The sequence below is a fragment of the Cupriavidus sp. OV096 genome, assembly GCF_900115455.1.
In the GTDB taxonomy this organism is placed as follows: domain Bacteria; phylum Pseudomonadota; class Gammaproteobacteria; order Burkholderiales; family Burkholderiaceae; genus Cupriavidus.
In genome coordinates, this window is the sequence record NZ_FOWM01000008.1 from 109,637 (window position 1) to 125,062 (window position 15,426).

At 70.5% G+C, this 15,426-nt stretch carries 11 protein-coding genes; 7 read left to right on the plus strand and 4 right to left on the minus strand.

What is annotated here, in order from left to right:
* Nucleotide 1: 1 nt before the first annotated feature.
* From BM115_RS18375 to BM115_RS18385, 3 genes are all read right to left on the minus strand, one after another.
* Nucleotides 2-373, minus strand: coding sequence for a hypothetical protein (locus BM115_RS18375; protein WP_177219960.1), 372 nt, complete (start codon nucleotides 371-373; stop codon nucleotides 2-4).
* Nucleotides 370-1,041: an alpha/beta hydrolase gene (locus BM115_RS18380; protein ID WP_092297131.1), complete on the minus strand. Its 672-nt coding sequence runs from the start codon at nucleotides 1,039-1,041 to the stop codon at nucleotides 370-372. Before BM115_RS18380 ends, BM115_RS18375 begins: the two co-directional genes overlap by 4 nt.
* Before the next feature lie 118 nt (nucleotides 1,042-1,159).
* On the minus strand, nucleotides 1,160-1,471 hold the full coding sequence (locus tag BM115_RS18385) for a hypothetical protein (RefSeq protein ID WP_092297134.1): 312 nt from the start codon (nucleotides 1,469-1,471) through the stop codon (nucleotides 1,160-1,162).
* A 483-nt stretch (nucleotides 1,472-1,954) separates the two neighbouring features.
* Between BM115_RS18385 and BM115_RS18390 the strand changes: the two genes are divergently transcribed.
* From BM115_RS18390 to BM115_RS18410, 5 genes are all read left to right on the plus strand, one after another.
* Nucleotides 1,955-6,070: a cobaltochelatase subunit CobN gene (locus BM115_RS18390; protein WP_177219961.1), complete on the plus strand. Its 4,116-nt coding sequence runs from the start codon at nucleotides 1,955-1,957 to the stop codon at nucleotides 6,068-6,070.
* A gap of 112 nt (nucleotides 6,071-6,182) precedes the next feature.
* On the plus strand, nucleotides 6,183-9,998 hold the full coding sequence (gene cobN / locus BM115_RS18395; protein ID WP_092297140.1) for a cobaltochelatase subunit CobN: 3,816 nt from the start codon (nucleotides 6,183-6,185) through the stop codon (nucleotides 9,996-9,998).
* Nucleotides 9,995-11,032, plus strand: a complete 1,038-nt coding sequence (locus tag BM115_RS18400) for an ATP-binding protein (protein WP_092297144.1) — start codon at nucleotides 9,995-9,997, stop codon at nucleotides 11,030-11,032. The genes cobN and BM115_RS18400 overlap by 4 nt, the downstream gene beginning before the upstream one ends.
* 62 nt (nucleotides 11,033-11,094) lie before the next feature.
* Nucleotides 11,095-11,706, plus strand: a complete 612-nt coding sequence (locus BM115_RS18405; RefSeq protein WP_092297147.1) for a vWA domain-containing protein — start codon at nucleotides 11,095-11,097, stop codon at nucleotides 11,704-11,706.
* A gap of 146 nt (nucleotides 11,707-11,852) precedes the next feature.
* The gene (locus tag BM115_RS18410) at nucleotides 11,853-13,082 is read left to right on the plus strand and encodes a methyl-accepting chemotaxis protein (RefSeq protein WP_369823496.1); all 1,230 of its coding nucleotides are present in this window, start codon (nucleotides 11,853-11,855) and stop codon (nucleotides 13,080-13,082) included.
* A 26-nt stretch (nucleotides 13,083-13,108) separates the two neighbouring features.
* Here BM115_RS18410 and BM115_RS18415 read toward each other — a convergent pair whose 3' ends face one another.
* Nucleotides 13,109-13,930, minus strand: a complete 822-nt coding sequence (locus tag BM115_RS18415; protein WP_369823495.1) for an alpha/beta hydrolase — start codon at nucleotides 13,928-13,930, stop codon at nucleotides 13,109-13,111.
* A 375-nt stretch (nucleotides 13,931-14,305) separates the two neighbouring features.
* Between BM115_RS18415 and BM115_RS18420 the strand changes: the two genes are divergently transcribed.
* Entirely contained in the window at nucleotides 14,306-14,656 is a 351-nt protein-coding gene (locus BM115_RS18420; RefSeq protein ID WP_092297157.1) for a hypothetical protein, read from the plus strand.
* A gap of 138 nt (nucleotides 14,657-14,794) precedes the next feature.
* A complete protein-coding gene (locus BM115_RS18425; protein ID WP_092297160.1) occupies nucleotides 14,795-15,397 on the plus strand; it encodes a TetR/AcrR family transcriptional regulator in 603 nt (200 codons plus the stop codon).
* The last annotated feature ends 29 nt before the right edge of the window (nucleotides 15,398-15,426 follow it).

A 15,426-nucleotide genomic window follows, 5' to 3' on the forward strand; every position in this document is an offset into this window, starting at 1 on the left:
CTCACTCGGTCACGCCGTTCTCATGAAGCAGCCGTTCGCATTCGTCCAGCATGTCATGGGCGAAGGCGGACTGGTAGTTCGGATCGAGCGCTTCCATCATCTCGTGCGTCGCGTAGAGGCCGGCTTCCCGCGAGAGCGATTCGGACAACTGGCGCGCGAACTGATCGCTCAGCTCCGAGAGCAGGCGCCGTTCCGATAGCGCCAGTTGCAGCTTGGAGCGCGACAGCCACATCCCGGCCAGCGTGGCGCCCTGCGCGTCGGTCATCCATTTGCCGTGTTCGTAGAACGCTGCCAGCCGCTCGGCCGTCAGCGCGAACAGCAGCGCCTTGCGGGTGTTGAAATCGATGCGGGGCGGGGGCGTGGTGGGAATCATGCCAGCCGCTCGCGCAGCCACTGGCCGATATCGGCAATTTCTTCCAGGCAGACCGAGTGCGGCATGCGGTACGTGTGCCAGGCCACCGGCTGCTCCCGCGCGGTGAGGAAGTCCCGGGCGCGCGTGCCCAGGCCCAGCGGCACCACGTCGTCCTCCGTGCCGTGCGCGGCGAACACCGGCGTGGCGGCATTGGCGGGCGTGGCCTCGGCGGCGATCAGGTCCGGCGAGGGGATGTAGGTCGAGAGCGCGATCACTCCGGCCAGCGTCTCCGGGTGCGTCAGCGCCGTGGTGTAGGCGATGGCGCCGCCCTGCGAGAACCCGGCCAGCACGATGTGGCTGGTCGGCACGCCGCGCGCGTTCTCGCGCGCGATCAGCGCGCGGATGGCCTCGCACGAGGTGCGGATGCCCGCCTCGTCGGCGCGCCGGCCGGCTTCGTCGAGCGAATAGATGTCATACCAGGCCGGCATGACGTAGCCGTTGTTGCAGGTGACGGGAATCGCCGGGGCATGCGGGAAGATGAAGCGCACCGCCAGCGTGGCGGGCAGGCCCAGTTCGGGCACGACGGGGACGAAATCGTTGCCATCGGCGCCAAGGCCGTGCATCCAGATCACGCTGTGCGTGGGGTTTGGCGCGGTCTCGAGGTCAATCGCGGGCAGAAGGGTGCTCATGGGCCGGTTCCTTGAAGTCTGGTGCAGACGTGCGCATGCCGCCCCGGAGTGGGGGCGGCATGGCATCGAACGCGGCGAGTATCGCACAGCCGGGCATGCCGGCCGGGCGAAGGAACGGTCAGGCGGCCGAGGGTACGATGGGGACGGTGGTCAGGCCCGGCGCCACGCGCGCGGGCTGCGAGGCCGGCGGCAGGGCGGGTGCCCCGGGGGTCGGCGACATGGCCGCATGGCGACGGTCCGCCACGCCTTCGACACCGGTCGCGCCCACTTCCTCGAGGAACGAGATCATGTTGCGGTAGTAATCGACTTGCATCTGCGCTTCCAGCAGGCGACGCTCTGCCTGAAAAAGCGTCAGCCTCATGTCTTGCAGTTCCTTCTCGGCGATCTTCTCTGGCGTCGGCGGACTGAACAAGTTGGCAAGCGAACGCATGGCAGTTACCTCCAGGGCTGTCTTACGGCTGGGTGATTCGGGATGTGCGCGCCATAGGTCAAATATAGTCGATTCGCCGCGAGGTACACGATGGGTCACCACAATGCATGTGGCGTCGCCCACAAGGATGATTGCCGCCACTTACCTGGATGAGTAGATTGTTCGCCCATTGGCCTCCCGCCCCGTGATTGCGGGGATCCGGGCGCGATCCGGGGCGATTCCGGCGCCATACTTTGTGATTACTACCGGCGGCTGTGTGACGTAATTGCCTGTCATGGTCAACATTGCAAAGCGGACCGCCGGCGCCCATCCGATGAAAAAAACAACACGCGCGTGGGTGGCGCGCAACAGCAGGTGATCTGCACGCATCAAACATACGTACGAATGGCGCGCGGCTGCCGCATCCACTGCGGGTAAAATGCCGGGCCAGCCGCTTCCGCGATGTGCGGTGTGCTGCCCGTCATGCCATCCTGCCCCCTCCGAGTGACTCCCCATCCTGCCGTCGCCCGCTGCCTGCGCCTGTGGCTCGCGCTGCTCTGCTGCCTGCTGCTGCCCACTTCGGTGGTAGCTGCAGTCGCCGCGGTCGCTGCCGCGCCGGTGCGCGTGCTTGTCGTCACGTCGAACGCCCACCTGCTGCCCGCCGCCGAAGCCGCCTTCCGCGCTGCGCACGGCAACGCGCTGGCCATGTTCACCTTCCGCACCGATGCCCCGGACGCCGCAACGCTGGCGCACGCCGATGTCATCTATGCACGATTCGCCCCGACCGCGGTGCTGCGCGCGATGGCACCCGGCGTGCGCCAGGCCGCCGCGCGTGGTGCGCTGGTCTTCGGCGCCCCGGCGGAGAGCGTCGATGCGGCGTGGGGCCCGGTAGCGGCCCGGCGCGATGTTGCCGATGCCGCGCAGCCCTATTGGGAAGCGGGCGGCGTGGACAACCTCGCCGCCTTCCTCGCTCTCGCCGTGGCGGCGCGGCAGCGCATGCAAGGGCTGCCGGCGCAGGACGTGGTCGCCGTGCCCGCCGTGCGCCCTGCGCCGGCGGCCGGCATCTACCATCCCCGCGCGGCGCAGCCGTTCGCGTCGCTGGCGGACTACCTCAAGTGGTACCGGCAGGCCGGCATCGTTGCCGACGGCGCGCCGCTCGTCGGCATCGCCTTCTACGCCACCCACTACCGCCAGCGTGACCTCGCCCATATCGACGCCCTGATCGCCGCGCTCGAGCGCCAGGGCGTGGGCGCGGTGCCGGTGTTCGGCTGGCCGCTTTCCGGGCTCGATGCGCTGGTCACGCAGGATGGCGTGTCGCCGTTGCGCGCACTGCTGGCGCTGAACCTGACCATTCCGCGCGCCGAGGACAAGGACTGGCTGGCGCGGCACGGCCTGCACACGATCAACCTGATTGCCACGCGCGACAGCGAAGCCGGCTGGCGTGCCGATGTACGTGGCATCGCCGGGGAGCGGCTGCCGTTGCTGCTGACCGCGCCCGAGCGCAGCGGGGCGACCGAGCCGATCCTGTTCGCCACGCAGGAAGGCGGGGAGGGGAGCCAGCGCAGCGCGGCGGTGCCCGAGCGCGTGGAGGCCATCGTGGCGCGCGTGCGCCGCTGGATCGCGCTGCAGGACAAGCCGCCCGCCAGCAAGCACGTGGCGGTGCTCTACTACAACAACCCGCCCGGGCGCGGCAATCTCGGCGCCAGCTACCTGGCCACGCTGCCGTCGCTCACGCAGATCCTGCAGCGGCTGCGCGCGGCGGGTTATCAAACGGGCGATGACCTGCCAGACACCGCCACGCTGACCGCGCTGCTGGAAGCGAACGGGCGCAACATCGAGACCTGGTCGCCCGGCGAGCTGGCGCGCATGGTGCGCGGCGGCCACGTCACGCTGCTGCCGATGGCGCAGTACCGGCGCTGGTTCGACGCGCTGCCGCCCGCCTTCCGCGCCGCCGTCACGCAGGCCTGGGGCCCGCCCGAGCGCAATCCGCTGATGGTGGCGCGCGACCCACAGGGCGAGCCGGCCTTCGTGATTCCGGGCCTGCGTTTCGGCAATGTGTTCGTCGGCCCCCAGCCGCTGCGCTCGACCTTCGCGCGCGCGATGGATACCTCGCACGACACCATCACGCCACCGCCGCATTCCTACCTCGCCGCCTATCTCTGGTACCGCCATGCCTTCGGCGCCGATGCCATGGTGCACGTGGGCCGGCACGGCACGCTGGAGTGGCTGCCGGGCAAGCAGGTGGGGCAGGCCGGTGACGACAGCGCCGAAGTGCTGCTCGGCGACCTGCCCAACGCCTACGTCTACATCCAGGATGGCGGCGGCGAGGCGGTCCAGGCCAAGCGCCGCAGCGCCGCCGTGCTGGTGAGCCATCTGTCGCCGCTGCTGGCCAGCGCCGGCCAGCCGCCCGTGCTGGCGCAGCTCGACGAAGCCATCGAGCAGGCCGAGGCCACGCGGGGCAGCTCGCCCGAGCTATCGGCGCAGTACCGGCAGCAGGCCATCGCCCAGATGCGCACGCTGAAGCTCGACCAGCAACTGGGTCTCGATGCCGACGCGCCGTGGGCGCAGATCGAGCCGATCCTGCACGCCTTCCTGCACAAGGTGGAGGCCGAGCCGATGCCGCTGGGCATCCACGCGCTCGGCGAGATGCCGCCCGAGGCCGATCAGGCGGACGCGCTGGCGCTGCTGCTGTCGTCCCAGCTGCGCAATTCCGCCCATGACGCCCGGGTGCACGGCTGGGCCGAGGATCTGGTCGCCGGCCGCGCGCCGTCGCTGGACGGACTGGCCGACGATCAGGCGCCTGCTGTGCGGGCCGCGCTCCAACTCGCCCGGCAATGGCTGGCCGATCTGCGCGCATCGCCCCGGGGCGAACTGGATGGCCTCGTCACCGTGTTGTCGGGCCGCTATCTGCCGACCGGGCCGCTCGGTGACCCCGTGCGCACGCCCGACGGCCTGCCCACGGGCCGCAACCTCCATGCCTTCGATGGCGCGAAGATCCCCACGCCGGCAGCGTGGGCGCTCGGCAAGACCATGGCCGCGCAGACGCTGGCGCGCTATCGGCAGGAAACGGGGCGGCTGCCGGAGTCGGTGTCGATGGTGCTCTGGTACGGCGAAACGGAACGGCATCAGGGCGCGATGGAGGCCGAGGCGTTCTGGCTGATGGGCGTGACGCCGGTATGGAACGCGCGCGGCGGCGTGGAGGACGTGCGGCTGATTCCCGATGCCGAACTGGGCCGGCCGCGTGTGAACGTGCTACTGACGATTTCCGGCATCTACCGCGATGGGTTTGGCGACAAGGTGGCGCTGCTTGACAAGGCCGCGCGGCTGGCCGCTGCCGCCGGCGACAACGCCATCAGCCGTCACGACCGCACGGTGGCCGCCGCGCTGGTCGCCCGGGGCACGGACCCGGACACCGCCGGCAAACTGGCCCGCGCCCGCGTGTTCGCCGCCAAGCCCGGCAACTACGCCATCGGCGTGCAGCAGATGGTGGAGCAGAGCCGCGATGCGCAGGACGGCCCGGACGCCCTCGCGCGGCAGTACCTGCGCTACATGAACTTCGCCTATTCGGCCGAAGGCTGGGGCGCCAGCGCGCCGGATGCGCTGGCGAGCCATCTGGCCTCGAACGAGGCCGTGCTGTTCTCGCGCACCAGCACGCTGTACGGCGCGCTGGACAACGACGATACCTACCAGTACGCCGGCGGCCTGACCGCCGCCACGCGCGCGGTGCGCGGGCAGGCGCCGCGCTTCTGGCTGCACAACCTGCGCCGCGCCGGCGAGACGGATACCGTGGATGCCCGCACATGGCTGGCCACGGAGTTGAATGCGCGGCAATGGAACCCGAAGTGGATCGGCGCGATGCAGCGCTCGGGCTATGCCGGCGCGCGTGAGATGTATAAGGAGATCGAGCATCTTTACGGCTTCCAGGCCACCGTGCCGGAGCAGATGCCGGGCGAGTTCTGGCAGCGCACCTATGACGTCTACGTGGCCGACAAGCTCGGCCTCGGCATGGACGCCTTCTTCCGGCAGGCCAATCCGCACGCGCAGCAGGGCATCCTGGCGCGGCTGCTCGAGGTGGACCGGCAGGGCAGCTATCGCTTCACGGACGAAGAACGCGCCGAGCTGCTGCGGCGCTACGCGGATGCCGTGCGGCGGGACGGCCTCTCGTGCACGGCCAATACTTGCGGCAACCCGGTGCTGATGGCGCACATCGCGCAGGCGGGCCGGGCGGCGCGGGTGGACCCGGCGCTGCTGCACGCGCTGGGCCGGGAGTTGGCCGATGCGGTGGTGGCGCCGGGGCCGGTGGCGCGGCCGTCGATGACGGCGAAGGCTGCGCCGACGCCGACGCCGACGCCGACGCCGACGCCGACGCCCGCGCCAGCACCCGCCCCATCGCCACAGGCCGACCGCGCCCAGTCGGTGACGGGTCGACACCTCGTTCCGCGCGTGGCGCCGGTAGCGGCGGCATCGCCCGCCCGCTCGCACCATGGCCCGATAGCGCTGGCGCTGGCTTTGCTCGCCATCGCGCTGGGCGCCTTCCGGGAATGGCGTCGGGCGCGGCGCGCGGCGCCATCACCGTCGTCCGCCGCCGATGGACAGCCACCCCACATCTCTTTATCCTGATCGCCTTCACGCGACCCGCCCCGCCACTGGATTCCGCATGCACACCGCCATGATCCCCGCCACCCTCGTCGCCGGCTTCCTCGGCAGCGCCGCGCTGTCGGCGCGCTGACCCATGCACCTGCTGTCCACCCGGCCCGGCGGCTTTGTCGAGGACAGCGCTGTCGTGCTGCGCATCGCGCAGACGCCCGGCGAGATCGTCGTCCTGAGCGCGGCAGATACCACGCTGTCGCTGCTGGCCGGCGCGGTGCCGCGCCTCGGCCCCGGTTACCCGTCCGTGCGGCTGGCCAACCAGATGTACCTGCGCCAGCCGGCCTCGCTCGATCTCTATATCGACGAAGTGCTCCAGCACGCGCGCGTGGTGGTGGTGGACCATCTGGGCGGCGTCAACGACTGGGCTTACGGGCTGGAGCGGCTGCCGGAACTGGCCCGCGCGCGTGGCCAGTTGCTGGTGATGGGGTCCGGCGATCTGGCCGAGGACGACAACCTCGCCCGGCACGGCAACGCGCCCGCCGCGCTGTCCCATCAGCTCTGGCACTACCTGCGCGAAGGCGGCGCCGGCAACGCCGAGCAGTTTTTCCGCTGTCTGGCTCACCATGCCTTCGGCTGGGGCACACCCGCGCTGCCGCCGCAGGTGCTGCCCGAAGCCGCCATCCATCACCCGGAACGGACGGTCGCCACCGTCGAGGACTGGGCCGCGCGCTGGGCCGCCCACGGGCTGGCCGACGACGCCCCCGTGGTGGCGCTGCTGTTCTACCGCTCGCACCTGCAGGCCGGCAACACGGCCGTCTTCGACGCCATCGCCGATGCCTTGCTCGATGCCGGCCTGCGCCCGCTGCCGCTGGCGGTGACCTCGCTGAAGGCACCGCTCTGCCGTGAAGTGCTCCAGCGCCTGTGCGATGCGCACGAGGTGGCGCTCGTCCTCAACACCACGGCGTTCGCCGTCGCCTCGCTCGACAGCGTCGATGGCGAGGCGGACGCCCCGCTCGCCAACGATGCCCCGGTACTCCAGGTGATCCTGAGCGGCGGCAATCGCGAGGACTGGCTGGCCGACAGCCAGGGGCTGGGCACGCGCGACGTGGCGATGCACATCGCGCTGCCCGAGGTCGACGGGCGGATCATCACGCGCGCGGTCAGCTTCAAGGGGCTGGCCTACCGCTGCCCGCACACCGAGGCGGACATCGTGCAATACCAGCCGGACGCGGAGCGCGTGCGCTTTGTGGCGGAACTGGCGCACCGCTGGTGCCGGCTCCGCACGCTGCCCAACGCCGGGAAGCGCGTGGCGCTGGTGCTGGCCAACTATCCGGCCAGCGAAGGGCGCATCGGCAACGGCGTGGGGCTCGATACGCCGGCGTCGGTCGTGCACATCCTGGCCGCCCTCCATGCCGAGGGCTACGCCATCGACGCGCTGCCGGAGAACGGCGATGCGCTGATGCAGGGCCTGACGCGCGGCATCACCAACGACCTCGACCAGCACGCCGTGCGGCCCGCGTTCCAGAGCGTGACGGTGGACGACTACCGGCGCTGGCTGGCGGCGCTGCCGGCGGCGCTTCAGGACGCGATGACCGCGCGTTGGGGCGCGCCCGAAGCCGACCCGATGGTGCGTCAGGGCCGCTTCATGATCGCCGGCGTGCGCACCGGGCAGGTGTTCGTCGGCATTCAACCCGCGCGCGCCTATGGGGTGGACGGCGATGGCCTGGATGGCTACGCCAGCTATCACGATGCCGAACTCGTGCCGCCGCACGGCTACCTCGCGTTCTACTTCTGGCTGCGCCACGTGTTCGGCATCGACGCCATCGTGCACGTGGGCAAGCACGGCAACCTCGAATGGCTGCCGGGCAAGAGCGTGGCGCTCTCCGACGCCTGCTGGCCGGACGCCATCCTCGGTCCGCTGCCGCACCTGTACCCGTTTATCGTCAATGATCCGGGCGAGGGCGCGCAGGCCAAGCGCCGCACGCAGGCCGTGATCATCGATCACCTGATGCCGCCGCTCACGCGCGCCGAGAACTACGGGCCGCTGCAGGATCTGGAGCGGCAGGTGGACGAGTACTACGAGGCGCTGACCGTGGACGCGCGCCGCGCCCGGCTGCTGCGCAAGGAGATCCTGGCGACGATTGTCGGCCAGCAGTTGCACACGGAACTGGGGCTGGCGGCGCCGGCCGGCGGCGAGGAGGAAGACGCGCTGCTGAATCGCACCGATGCGTGGCTGTGCGAACTCAAGGAGTCGCAGATCCGCGATGGCCTGCACGTGTTCGGCCAGTCTCCGGCCGGCGTGCAGCGCCGGGACACGCTGGCGGCGCTGGCGCGTTTTCCGGTGGGCGATGGCCGGGACGCCCGGGCGGGGCTGCTGTCGGCGATGGGCGCCGACCTCTCGCTGGGCGACGACTTCGACCCGCTCGACGCCGATTGGGCCGCGCCGTGGCTGGGGCCACGCCCGGCGCTCCTGGCGGACATCGACGCCGGCCCGTGGCGCCACCATGGCGACACGCGCGAGCGGCTGGAAATGCTGGCACTGCGCCTGCTTGACGGGGGGCTGGACGACGAGGCACCCCTGCCGCACACCGCACAGGTTCTCGCCCGGCTGCGCCAGGAAGTGGCGCCACGGCTGGACGCCTGCGGCGCACAGGAACTGACGCAGCTAATGCGCGGCCTCGCCGGGCGCTTCGTGCCACCCGGCCCGAGCGGGGCGCCCTCGCGCGGCCGGCCGGATGTGCTGCCCACCGGCCGCAACTTCTATTCGGTGGATACCCGCGCGGTGCCCACGCGCACGGCGTGGACGCTCGGCCTGCGCGCGGCCAACCTGCTGATCGAACGGCACCTGCAGGAACACGGCGAATATCCGCGCGCGGTGGGCCTGTCGGTCTGGGGCACGGCGACCATGCGCACCGGCGGCGACGACATCGCCCAGGCCATGGCCCTGCTCGGCGTGCGGCCCAAGTGGGCGCAGGGCAGCCATCGCGTGGTGGACTTCGAGATCCTGCCGATGGCCAACTTCGGCCGCCCGCGCGTGGACGTGACGCTGCGCGTGTCCGGCTTCTTCCGCGATGCCTTCTCCAACCTCGTGGCGCTGTTCGACGCCGCCGTGCGCGCCGTGGCGGATCTCGACGAGCCGGCGGACGTCAACCCGATCCGCGCCCGCGTGCTGGCGGAGCAGGCGCGGCTGCAAGCCGAGGGCGCCGCGCCGGACGAGGCGCGCGAGCGCGCCGGGTGGCGCGTCTTCGGCGCAAGACCCGGCGACTACGGCACCGGCCTCCAGGCCCTGATCGACGGCCGCCAGTGGCAGGACGACACGGACCTCGCCCACGCCTACCTGCACGCGGGTGGTTACGCCTACGGGCAGCGTGCCGATGGCATCGACGCGCGCGACGCCTTCGCCACCCGGCTGGCCGAGATCGACGCCGTGGTGCAGAACCAGGACAACCACGAGCACGACCTGCTCGACGCCAACGACTACTACCAGTTCCAGGGCGGCATGGTGGCCGCCGTGCGGCATCTGGGCGGCGAACAGCCGGCGATCTATCACGGCGATCACGCCAACCCGGCCGCGCCGCGCGTGCGCACGCTGGGCGAGGAAATCGCCCGCGTGATCCGGGCGCGGGTGGTCAATCCCAAGTGGATGGATGGCGCGCGCCGGCACGGCTACAAGGGCGCGTTCGAGATGGCCGCCACCGTGGACTACCTGTTCGGCTACGATGCCACGACGCGCGTGGTGGGCGACCACCAGTACGCGCTGGTGGCGGACGCCTACGTCCACGATCCCGTCAATCGCGAATTCCTCGCCCGGCACAATCCGCGCGCGCTGCAAGGCATCTGCGAGCGGCTGCTGGAGGCCATGGAACGCGGGCTCTGGCAGGAACCGGGCGCCCAGCGCGGCCGGATCGAACAACATCTGCTCGATAACGAGCAGCGCATCGAAGGTCAATCCTTATGAGTCCCGTCACCGTCGTGCGACATCCGTTTCCGTTCAGCGCCCTGGTCGGCCAGGCGCGGCTGCAACAGGCGTTGCTGCTGGCTGCCGTCGATCCCGGCATCGGCGGCGTACTGGTCACCGGGCCGCGCGGCACGGCCAAGTCCACGGCGGCGCGCGCGCTGGCGGAGCTGCTGCCGCATGGCCACTTCGTCACGCTGCCGCTGGGCGCCAGCGAGGAACAGCTAACCGGCACGCTGGACCTGAGCCACGTGCTGCAGCAGGGCGAGGTGCGCTTCGCGCCGGGCCTGCTGGCGCGCGCGCACGAGGGCGTGTTGTATGTGGATGAGGTCAACCTGCTGCCGGACCCGCTGGTGGACCAGCTGCTCGACGTGGCGGCCAGCGGCGTGAACGTGGTGGAGCGCGATGGCGTGTCCCATCAGCACGCGGCGCGCTTCGTGCTCGTCGGCACGATGAATCCGGAGGAGGGCGAGTTGCGCCCGCAGCTGCTCGACCGCTTCGGCCTCGCGCTGGCGCTCGACAACTACGCCGACCCGGCCACGCGGCAGGCCATCGTGCGCGCCCGGCTGGCGTTCGATACCGACCCGGAGGCGTTCCGCGCCGCCGTGGCGACGGCCCAGCAGGCGCTGGCGGCGCAGGTCGCCCGGGCGCGCGGCGCGCTCGGCGGGCTGGATTTCTCCGATGCCGTGCACGCCCATGTCAGCGCGCTGTGCCTGGCGGCGGCGGTGGATGGCGTGCGGGCGGACCTCGTCATGCTGCGCGCCGCACGCGCGCTGGCCGCGTGGGACGGCGCCCCGGCGGTGACCGTGGCGCATGTGGATGCCGTGGCGGAGCTGGTGCTCCATCATCGTCGCCATGCGGGGTCGCCGGCATCCCCCGAAGCTGGCCAAGTGGAATCGGCCGGGGAGCGTGCCACGGCGCCCGCGCCGCAGGACAACCCGTGGGGCGCCATGCCGCCCCCGGCTGACACCGCCGCCGGCATCGCCAGCATCAAGCCGCTGCGCGCCTTCGGGAATCGCCCGCCAAAAAAAGCCTGAGCCACCGGCAGGCCGCCGGGCAGGTCCGGCAAGGCGGCAACCGGTGGCAGACTCCGCGTCCGATGCCACGTCCCGCCACACCGGGCGCGGGCGTGCCCGGGGCGCGCATCCACTGGCCGCGCACGCTGGCGGCCAAGCGGCAGGCGCGGCTGGCCGCCGAGCACCTGCGCCACCGGCGGGCCGATGCACGCGCTGGCGTGCTCCACTGCGTGGCGCTCGACTGTTCCGGCTCGATGACGCAGGGCGAGCAGCTCGCGCTGGCCAAGGGCGTGCTCGTGCGGCTGCTGGAGCGCGCCTACCAGTCCCGCGCGGACGTGGCGCTGGTCTGCTTTGCCGGACAGCAGGCCGAAGTGCGGCTCGCGCCGTCGCGCGCACGGTACTGGAACGCCGACTGGATCCGCCCGATTGCCGGCGGCGGCGGCACCCCGCTGGCGCTGGGCGTGGCGCGCGCCGGCCAGTTGCTCGAGGCGCAGGCCCGCCACCGGCCGATGCAGCGGCGCTGGCTCTGGCTGCTGACCGATGGGCGCAGCGGTGAACTGCCGCCCCGGCCCGCCTGGGCCGATCACGTGGTGGTCGTCGACGTGGAGCGACGCGCCGTGGCGCTCGGCCGCTGCCGCGCGCTGGCCACGGCGTGGGACGCCGACTACCGCGACGCCGCCGCATTGATCGACTAAGTTCGACTAAAAGCCACCCTTGCGCCACATCCCCCTTCCGTGGGGCATGCCCGGCCTAAAGTCCCGGACCCGACTGGCCGTTAGCCCATCGATAGCCCCGACACGCAACGACGAACAGCGGGGCACTACGAGGAGCGGACGGCATCATGGCTTGGGACAACTTGAGTATGCGCACGCGGCTGGGCGCCGCGTTTGGCGTGGTCGTGCTGTTGGTGGCGGTCATGATGACACTGGCGCTCGGGCGCATTGGCGAGCTGGAGCAGCGCGCGGCGGCCGCGCCGGACAAGCCCGCCGCCACGGCTCAGGCTGTGCCCCCGAACGAGGACAACACCCGCACCTGGATTTGGGGCCTGGGCGGCGCCGTGCTGCTGGCTAGCGTGGTGTGCTGGTTCCGCCTGACGCGCGCCATCGAGATCCCGCTCAAGGAGGCCGAGTTCATCGCCGAAACCGTGGCGGCGGGCGACCTCAGCAAGGAATTCGAGACCGAGCGGGGCGGCGATTTCGGCCGCCTGCTGGGCGGGCTGGGCGAGATGGAGGACATGCTGACGGACCTGGTCACGCGCATCAAGGCGTCCAGCGATTCGATCTCGTCGGCGTCGCACCAGATTGCCGCTGGCAATACCGATCTGTCCCAGCGCACCGAGGAACAGGCCGCCACGCTCGAGGAAACGGCATCCAGCATGAGCGAGCTGACCGCCATGGTGAAGCAGAACACCGAGCGCGCACGCACGGCCAACGGGCTGGCGGCGTCCGCGTCTGGCGTGGCCGAGCGCGGCGGCGCCATCGTCGGCAATGTCGTGGAGACCATGCAGGCCATCAGCGCCAGCTCCCGCAAGGTGACGGACATCATCGCCGTGATCGAGGGCATCGCCTTCCAGACCAATATCCTGGCGCTGAACGCCGCCGTGGAAGCGGCACGCGCGGGTGAGCAGGGGCGCGGCTTCGCCGTGGTGGCGGGCGAGGTGCGCACCCTGGCCCAGCGCAGCGCGGCGGCGGCCAAGGAAATCAACGTGCTGATCAACGATTCGGCGCGGCAGGTGGAGTCGGGCTCGTCGCTGGTGGGGCAGGCCGGTCAGACCATGGCGGAAATCGTCCAGTCGGTGCGGCATGTGACCCAGATCCTGGGCGAGATCGCCGAGGCCTCCGAGCACCAGAGCGGCGGCATCGAGCAGGTCAACGAGGCGGTGGCGCAGATGGACGAGGTGACGCAGCAGAACGCCGCGCTGGTGGAAGAGGCCGCCGCGGCGTCTGCGGCGCTGGCCGAGCAGGCCCAGCAACTCCAGCATGTGGTGGGCGAGTTCAAGCTCGACGACGAGCCGGTCCGGCCGGCGGCACGCCAGTCGCTAGGCGTCCAGGCCAGGCTGGCGCGCGCCTGACTTTACTCATATCTGATACCTAATATCTAAGGGGCGACGTCCGGCGCGGCGGCGACGCCCAGGTCGCCGCTCTGGAGATAGGCGATCACCGGCGCCCAGAACGCCTGCGCGTGCGCAGGTTCGATGGCGGCGTTGTGGGGCAGGTCCTCGAAGATCTCGAGCCGGCTCGGCGCGCGCGCCATCCGCGCCAGATATTCGCCATGGCTGAACGGGATGGTCTGGTCCTGCCGGCTGTGGATCAGCAGCAGCGGCATGCGCAGCTTGCGGATGCGCGCGGCGTTGTTCCACGGCTCCGGCAGCATCCACGCCAGCCACGCGGGCACCCGCCCCGTGACCACCGCCGCCGCACGCGCGGAGCGGAAACCGGCGCCAATCACGGCGCCGTCCGGGCTGGGCCGCAGCCGGCCAATCACATCGAGCAGAATCCCACTTCCCAGCGAATAGCCCATCACGTGGCGCCGCGCCGCAGCCGGCGTGGCGGCGATGAACTGGAGGTAGCCGGCCAGCGCGTCCTGACGCAGGTTGCGCACCGAGGGCCGCCCGGTACTCGCGCCATAGCCGCTGTAATCGAACACGAAGGAGCCGATGCCGGCCGCGTGGAGCATGGCCTGGACCGGCGCCCAGTCGGTCAGGGATTCGGAATCGCCGTGAAACACGCACAGCGCCGGGCCGCTCGGATCGGGCGCGGCGACGAACGAGGCGTGCAGCGAGCGATCCCCGCTGGCGAAGGTGTACTGGCGGGACGGCACGCCGAGGTGGTCGGGGGTGACATCCCCGATCGGGATGGTGACGAAAGCGTCACGTTCCATCGCCCGGAAGACCAGCCAGCGGCCTAGACTTGCGGCCACTGCGACGCCAGCCACGCCGGCAACCCAGCGTTTCAGGGGACGGGAGCCAGCAGCGGGCGGGGTGGGCAGCGGGGCAGACATGGCGGGCCGGGGGCGCGGGGGATGTGATAAGCCTAGCACCCGATGGGCCGGGGCGCCGGCCGCAAGAGAGACAGGCTATCGGCCTCATAAATAAGTTTTCGGCGCGATCCCCAGATTCGCCTTGCTTGTCTATCTACCAGTAGATATTATCCAACCCATGGACTCGCCGCACAAACCAAGCGGTGGTCTGAGCAAGACCTCGAACGGGGCCTTCCAGAGCCAAAACATCTATCTAGTGGTAGATAGCATCGGAAGGTAGCCCCGGCAAACGCAGCCAATACAAGGAGCTTCACCATGAACGCCAAGACCATCCTCAGTGCCGCCGCTCTCGCCGCCGCCTTCGTCACGGGCGCTGCCCAGGCCGCTCCCGCCAGCAACCAGACCGGTGAAGCCTACGGTTACGGCTACCGCGTGAACGACGCACGCAGCCCGTACAGCGACGGTGCCCGCGACGTACATCGCCCCCGCAACCCGTTCGTGGACGGCGCCCGCGTGAATGATCAGCGCAGCCCGTTCTCCGATGGCGCCCGCGCCGGCAAGTTCGACCCGTACACCGACGGCACCCACACCGTGGCCGGCCGCGACCGCACCGGCGTCTCCGCCGAACCGGGCCGCGCGGATGATTCGGCTGTCGAAACCGCTTAAAGCATTTCTACCATCGCCCCGCCGCGGATCGCGGCAAGCGGTACCGGCCGGCGCCCCAAAAGGGTGCCGGCCTTCCTGACGTTGACATCGGGGTAATCCCGGTTGAGTATCTATCTGCGTGTAGATAAACTTTGCCCCATGAAAACCCAACCCGTCCGTGAGCAGCTGCTCGAACACACGCTGGTACTGATTCGCCGCCGTGGTTTCAATGGCTTCAGTTACCGCGATCTGGCCGAGCTGGTGGGGGTCAAGACCTCCAGCATCCACTACTACTTTCCGTCCAAGGACGACCTCGTCCTGGAAGCGGTGAAGGAATACAGCGCGCGCATCGTCGAGCGCCTGCGCAATATCGACCCCGAACTGCCGGTGCTGGAACAGGCCCGCCAGTACCTGGAGCCGCTGCGCGCCACCTGCGGATCTGACCAGATCTGCCTGGCCGGCATGCTCTCCACCGAGGTGCTGTCCCTGCCCGAGCCCGTGCACAAGGTGCTCAAGGATTTCTATCACATCAACGAGGCCTGGCTCGCCAAGCTGCTCGAACGTGGCCAGGAGCAGCGCGAGACCTTGTACCCCGTGCCGCCCGAAATGCTCGCGCAAGTACTGTATGGCGCGCTCCAAAGCGGCCTGATCGCCGCGCGCCTGTTCGGCACGCAGGAGCGCCTCGAAGCCGCCGCCGAAACCCTGCTCGGCGCCCTGTGCAACAAACGCGCCGCCGCACTGCTCGGCAAGACCTGCGCCTGACGTAGTCGCTGCATAAAAAACCGCCGGAT

What these genes read in the sequence shown, in the direction of transcription:
- BM115_RS18405 (WP_092297147.1), top strand. Translation starts at nt 11,095, where the DNA reads ATGCCACGTCCCGCCACACCGGGCGCGGGCGTGCCCGGGGCGCGCATC.
- BM115_RS18410 (WP_369823496.1), top strand. Translation starts at nt 11,853, where the DNA reads ATGGCTTGGGACAACTTGAGTATGCGCACGCGGCTGGGCGCCGCGTTT.
- BM115_RS18380 (WP_092297131.1), bottom strand. Translation starts at nt 1,041, where the DNA reads ATGAGCACCCTTCTGCCCGCGATTGACCTCGAGACCGCGCCAAACCCC.
- BM115_RS18375 (WP_177219960.1), bottom strand. Translation starts at nt 373, where the DNA reads ATGATTCCCACCACGCCCCCGCCCCGCATCGATTTCAACACCCGCAAG.
- cobN (WP_092297140.1), top strand. Translation starts at nt 6,183, where the DNA reads ATGCACCTGCTGTCCACCCGGCCCGGCGGCTTTGTCGAGGACAGCGCT.
- BM115_RS18425 (WP_092297160.1), top strand. Translation starts at nt 14,795, where the DNA reads ATGAAAACCCAACCCGTCCGTGAGCAGCTGCTCGAACACACGCTGGTA.
- BM115_RS18400 (WP_092297144.1), top strand. Translation starts at nt 9,995, where the DNA reads ATGAGTCCCGTCACCGTCGTGCGACATCCGTTTCCGTTCAGCGCCCTG.
- BM115_RS18420 (WP_092297157.1), top strand. Translation starts at nt 14,306, where the DNA reads ATGAACGCCAAGACCATCCTCAGTGCCGCCGCTCTCGCCGCCGCCTTC.
- BM115_RS18385 (WP_092297134.1), bottom strand. Translation starts at nt 1,471, where the DNA reads ATGCGTTCGCTTGCCAACTTGTTCAGTCCGCCGACGCCAGAGAAGATC.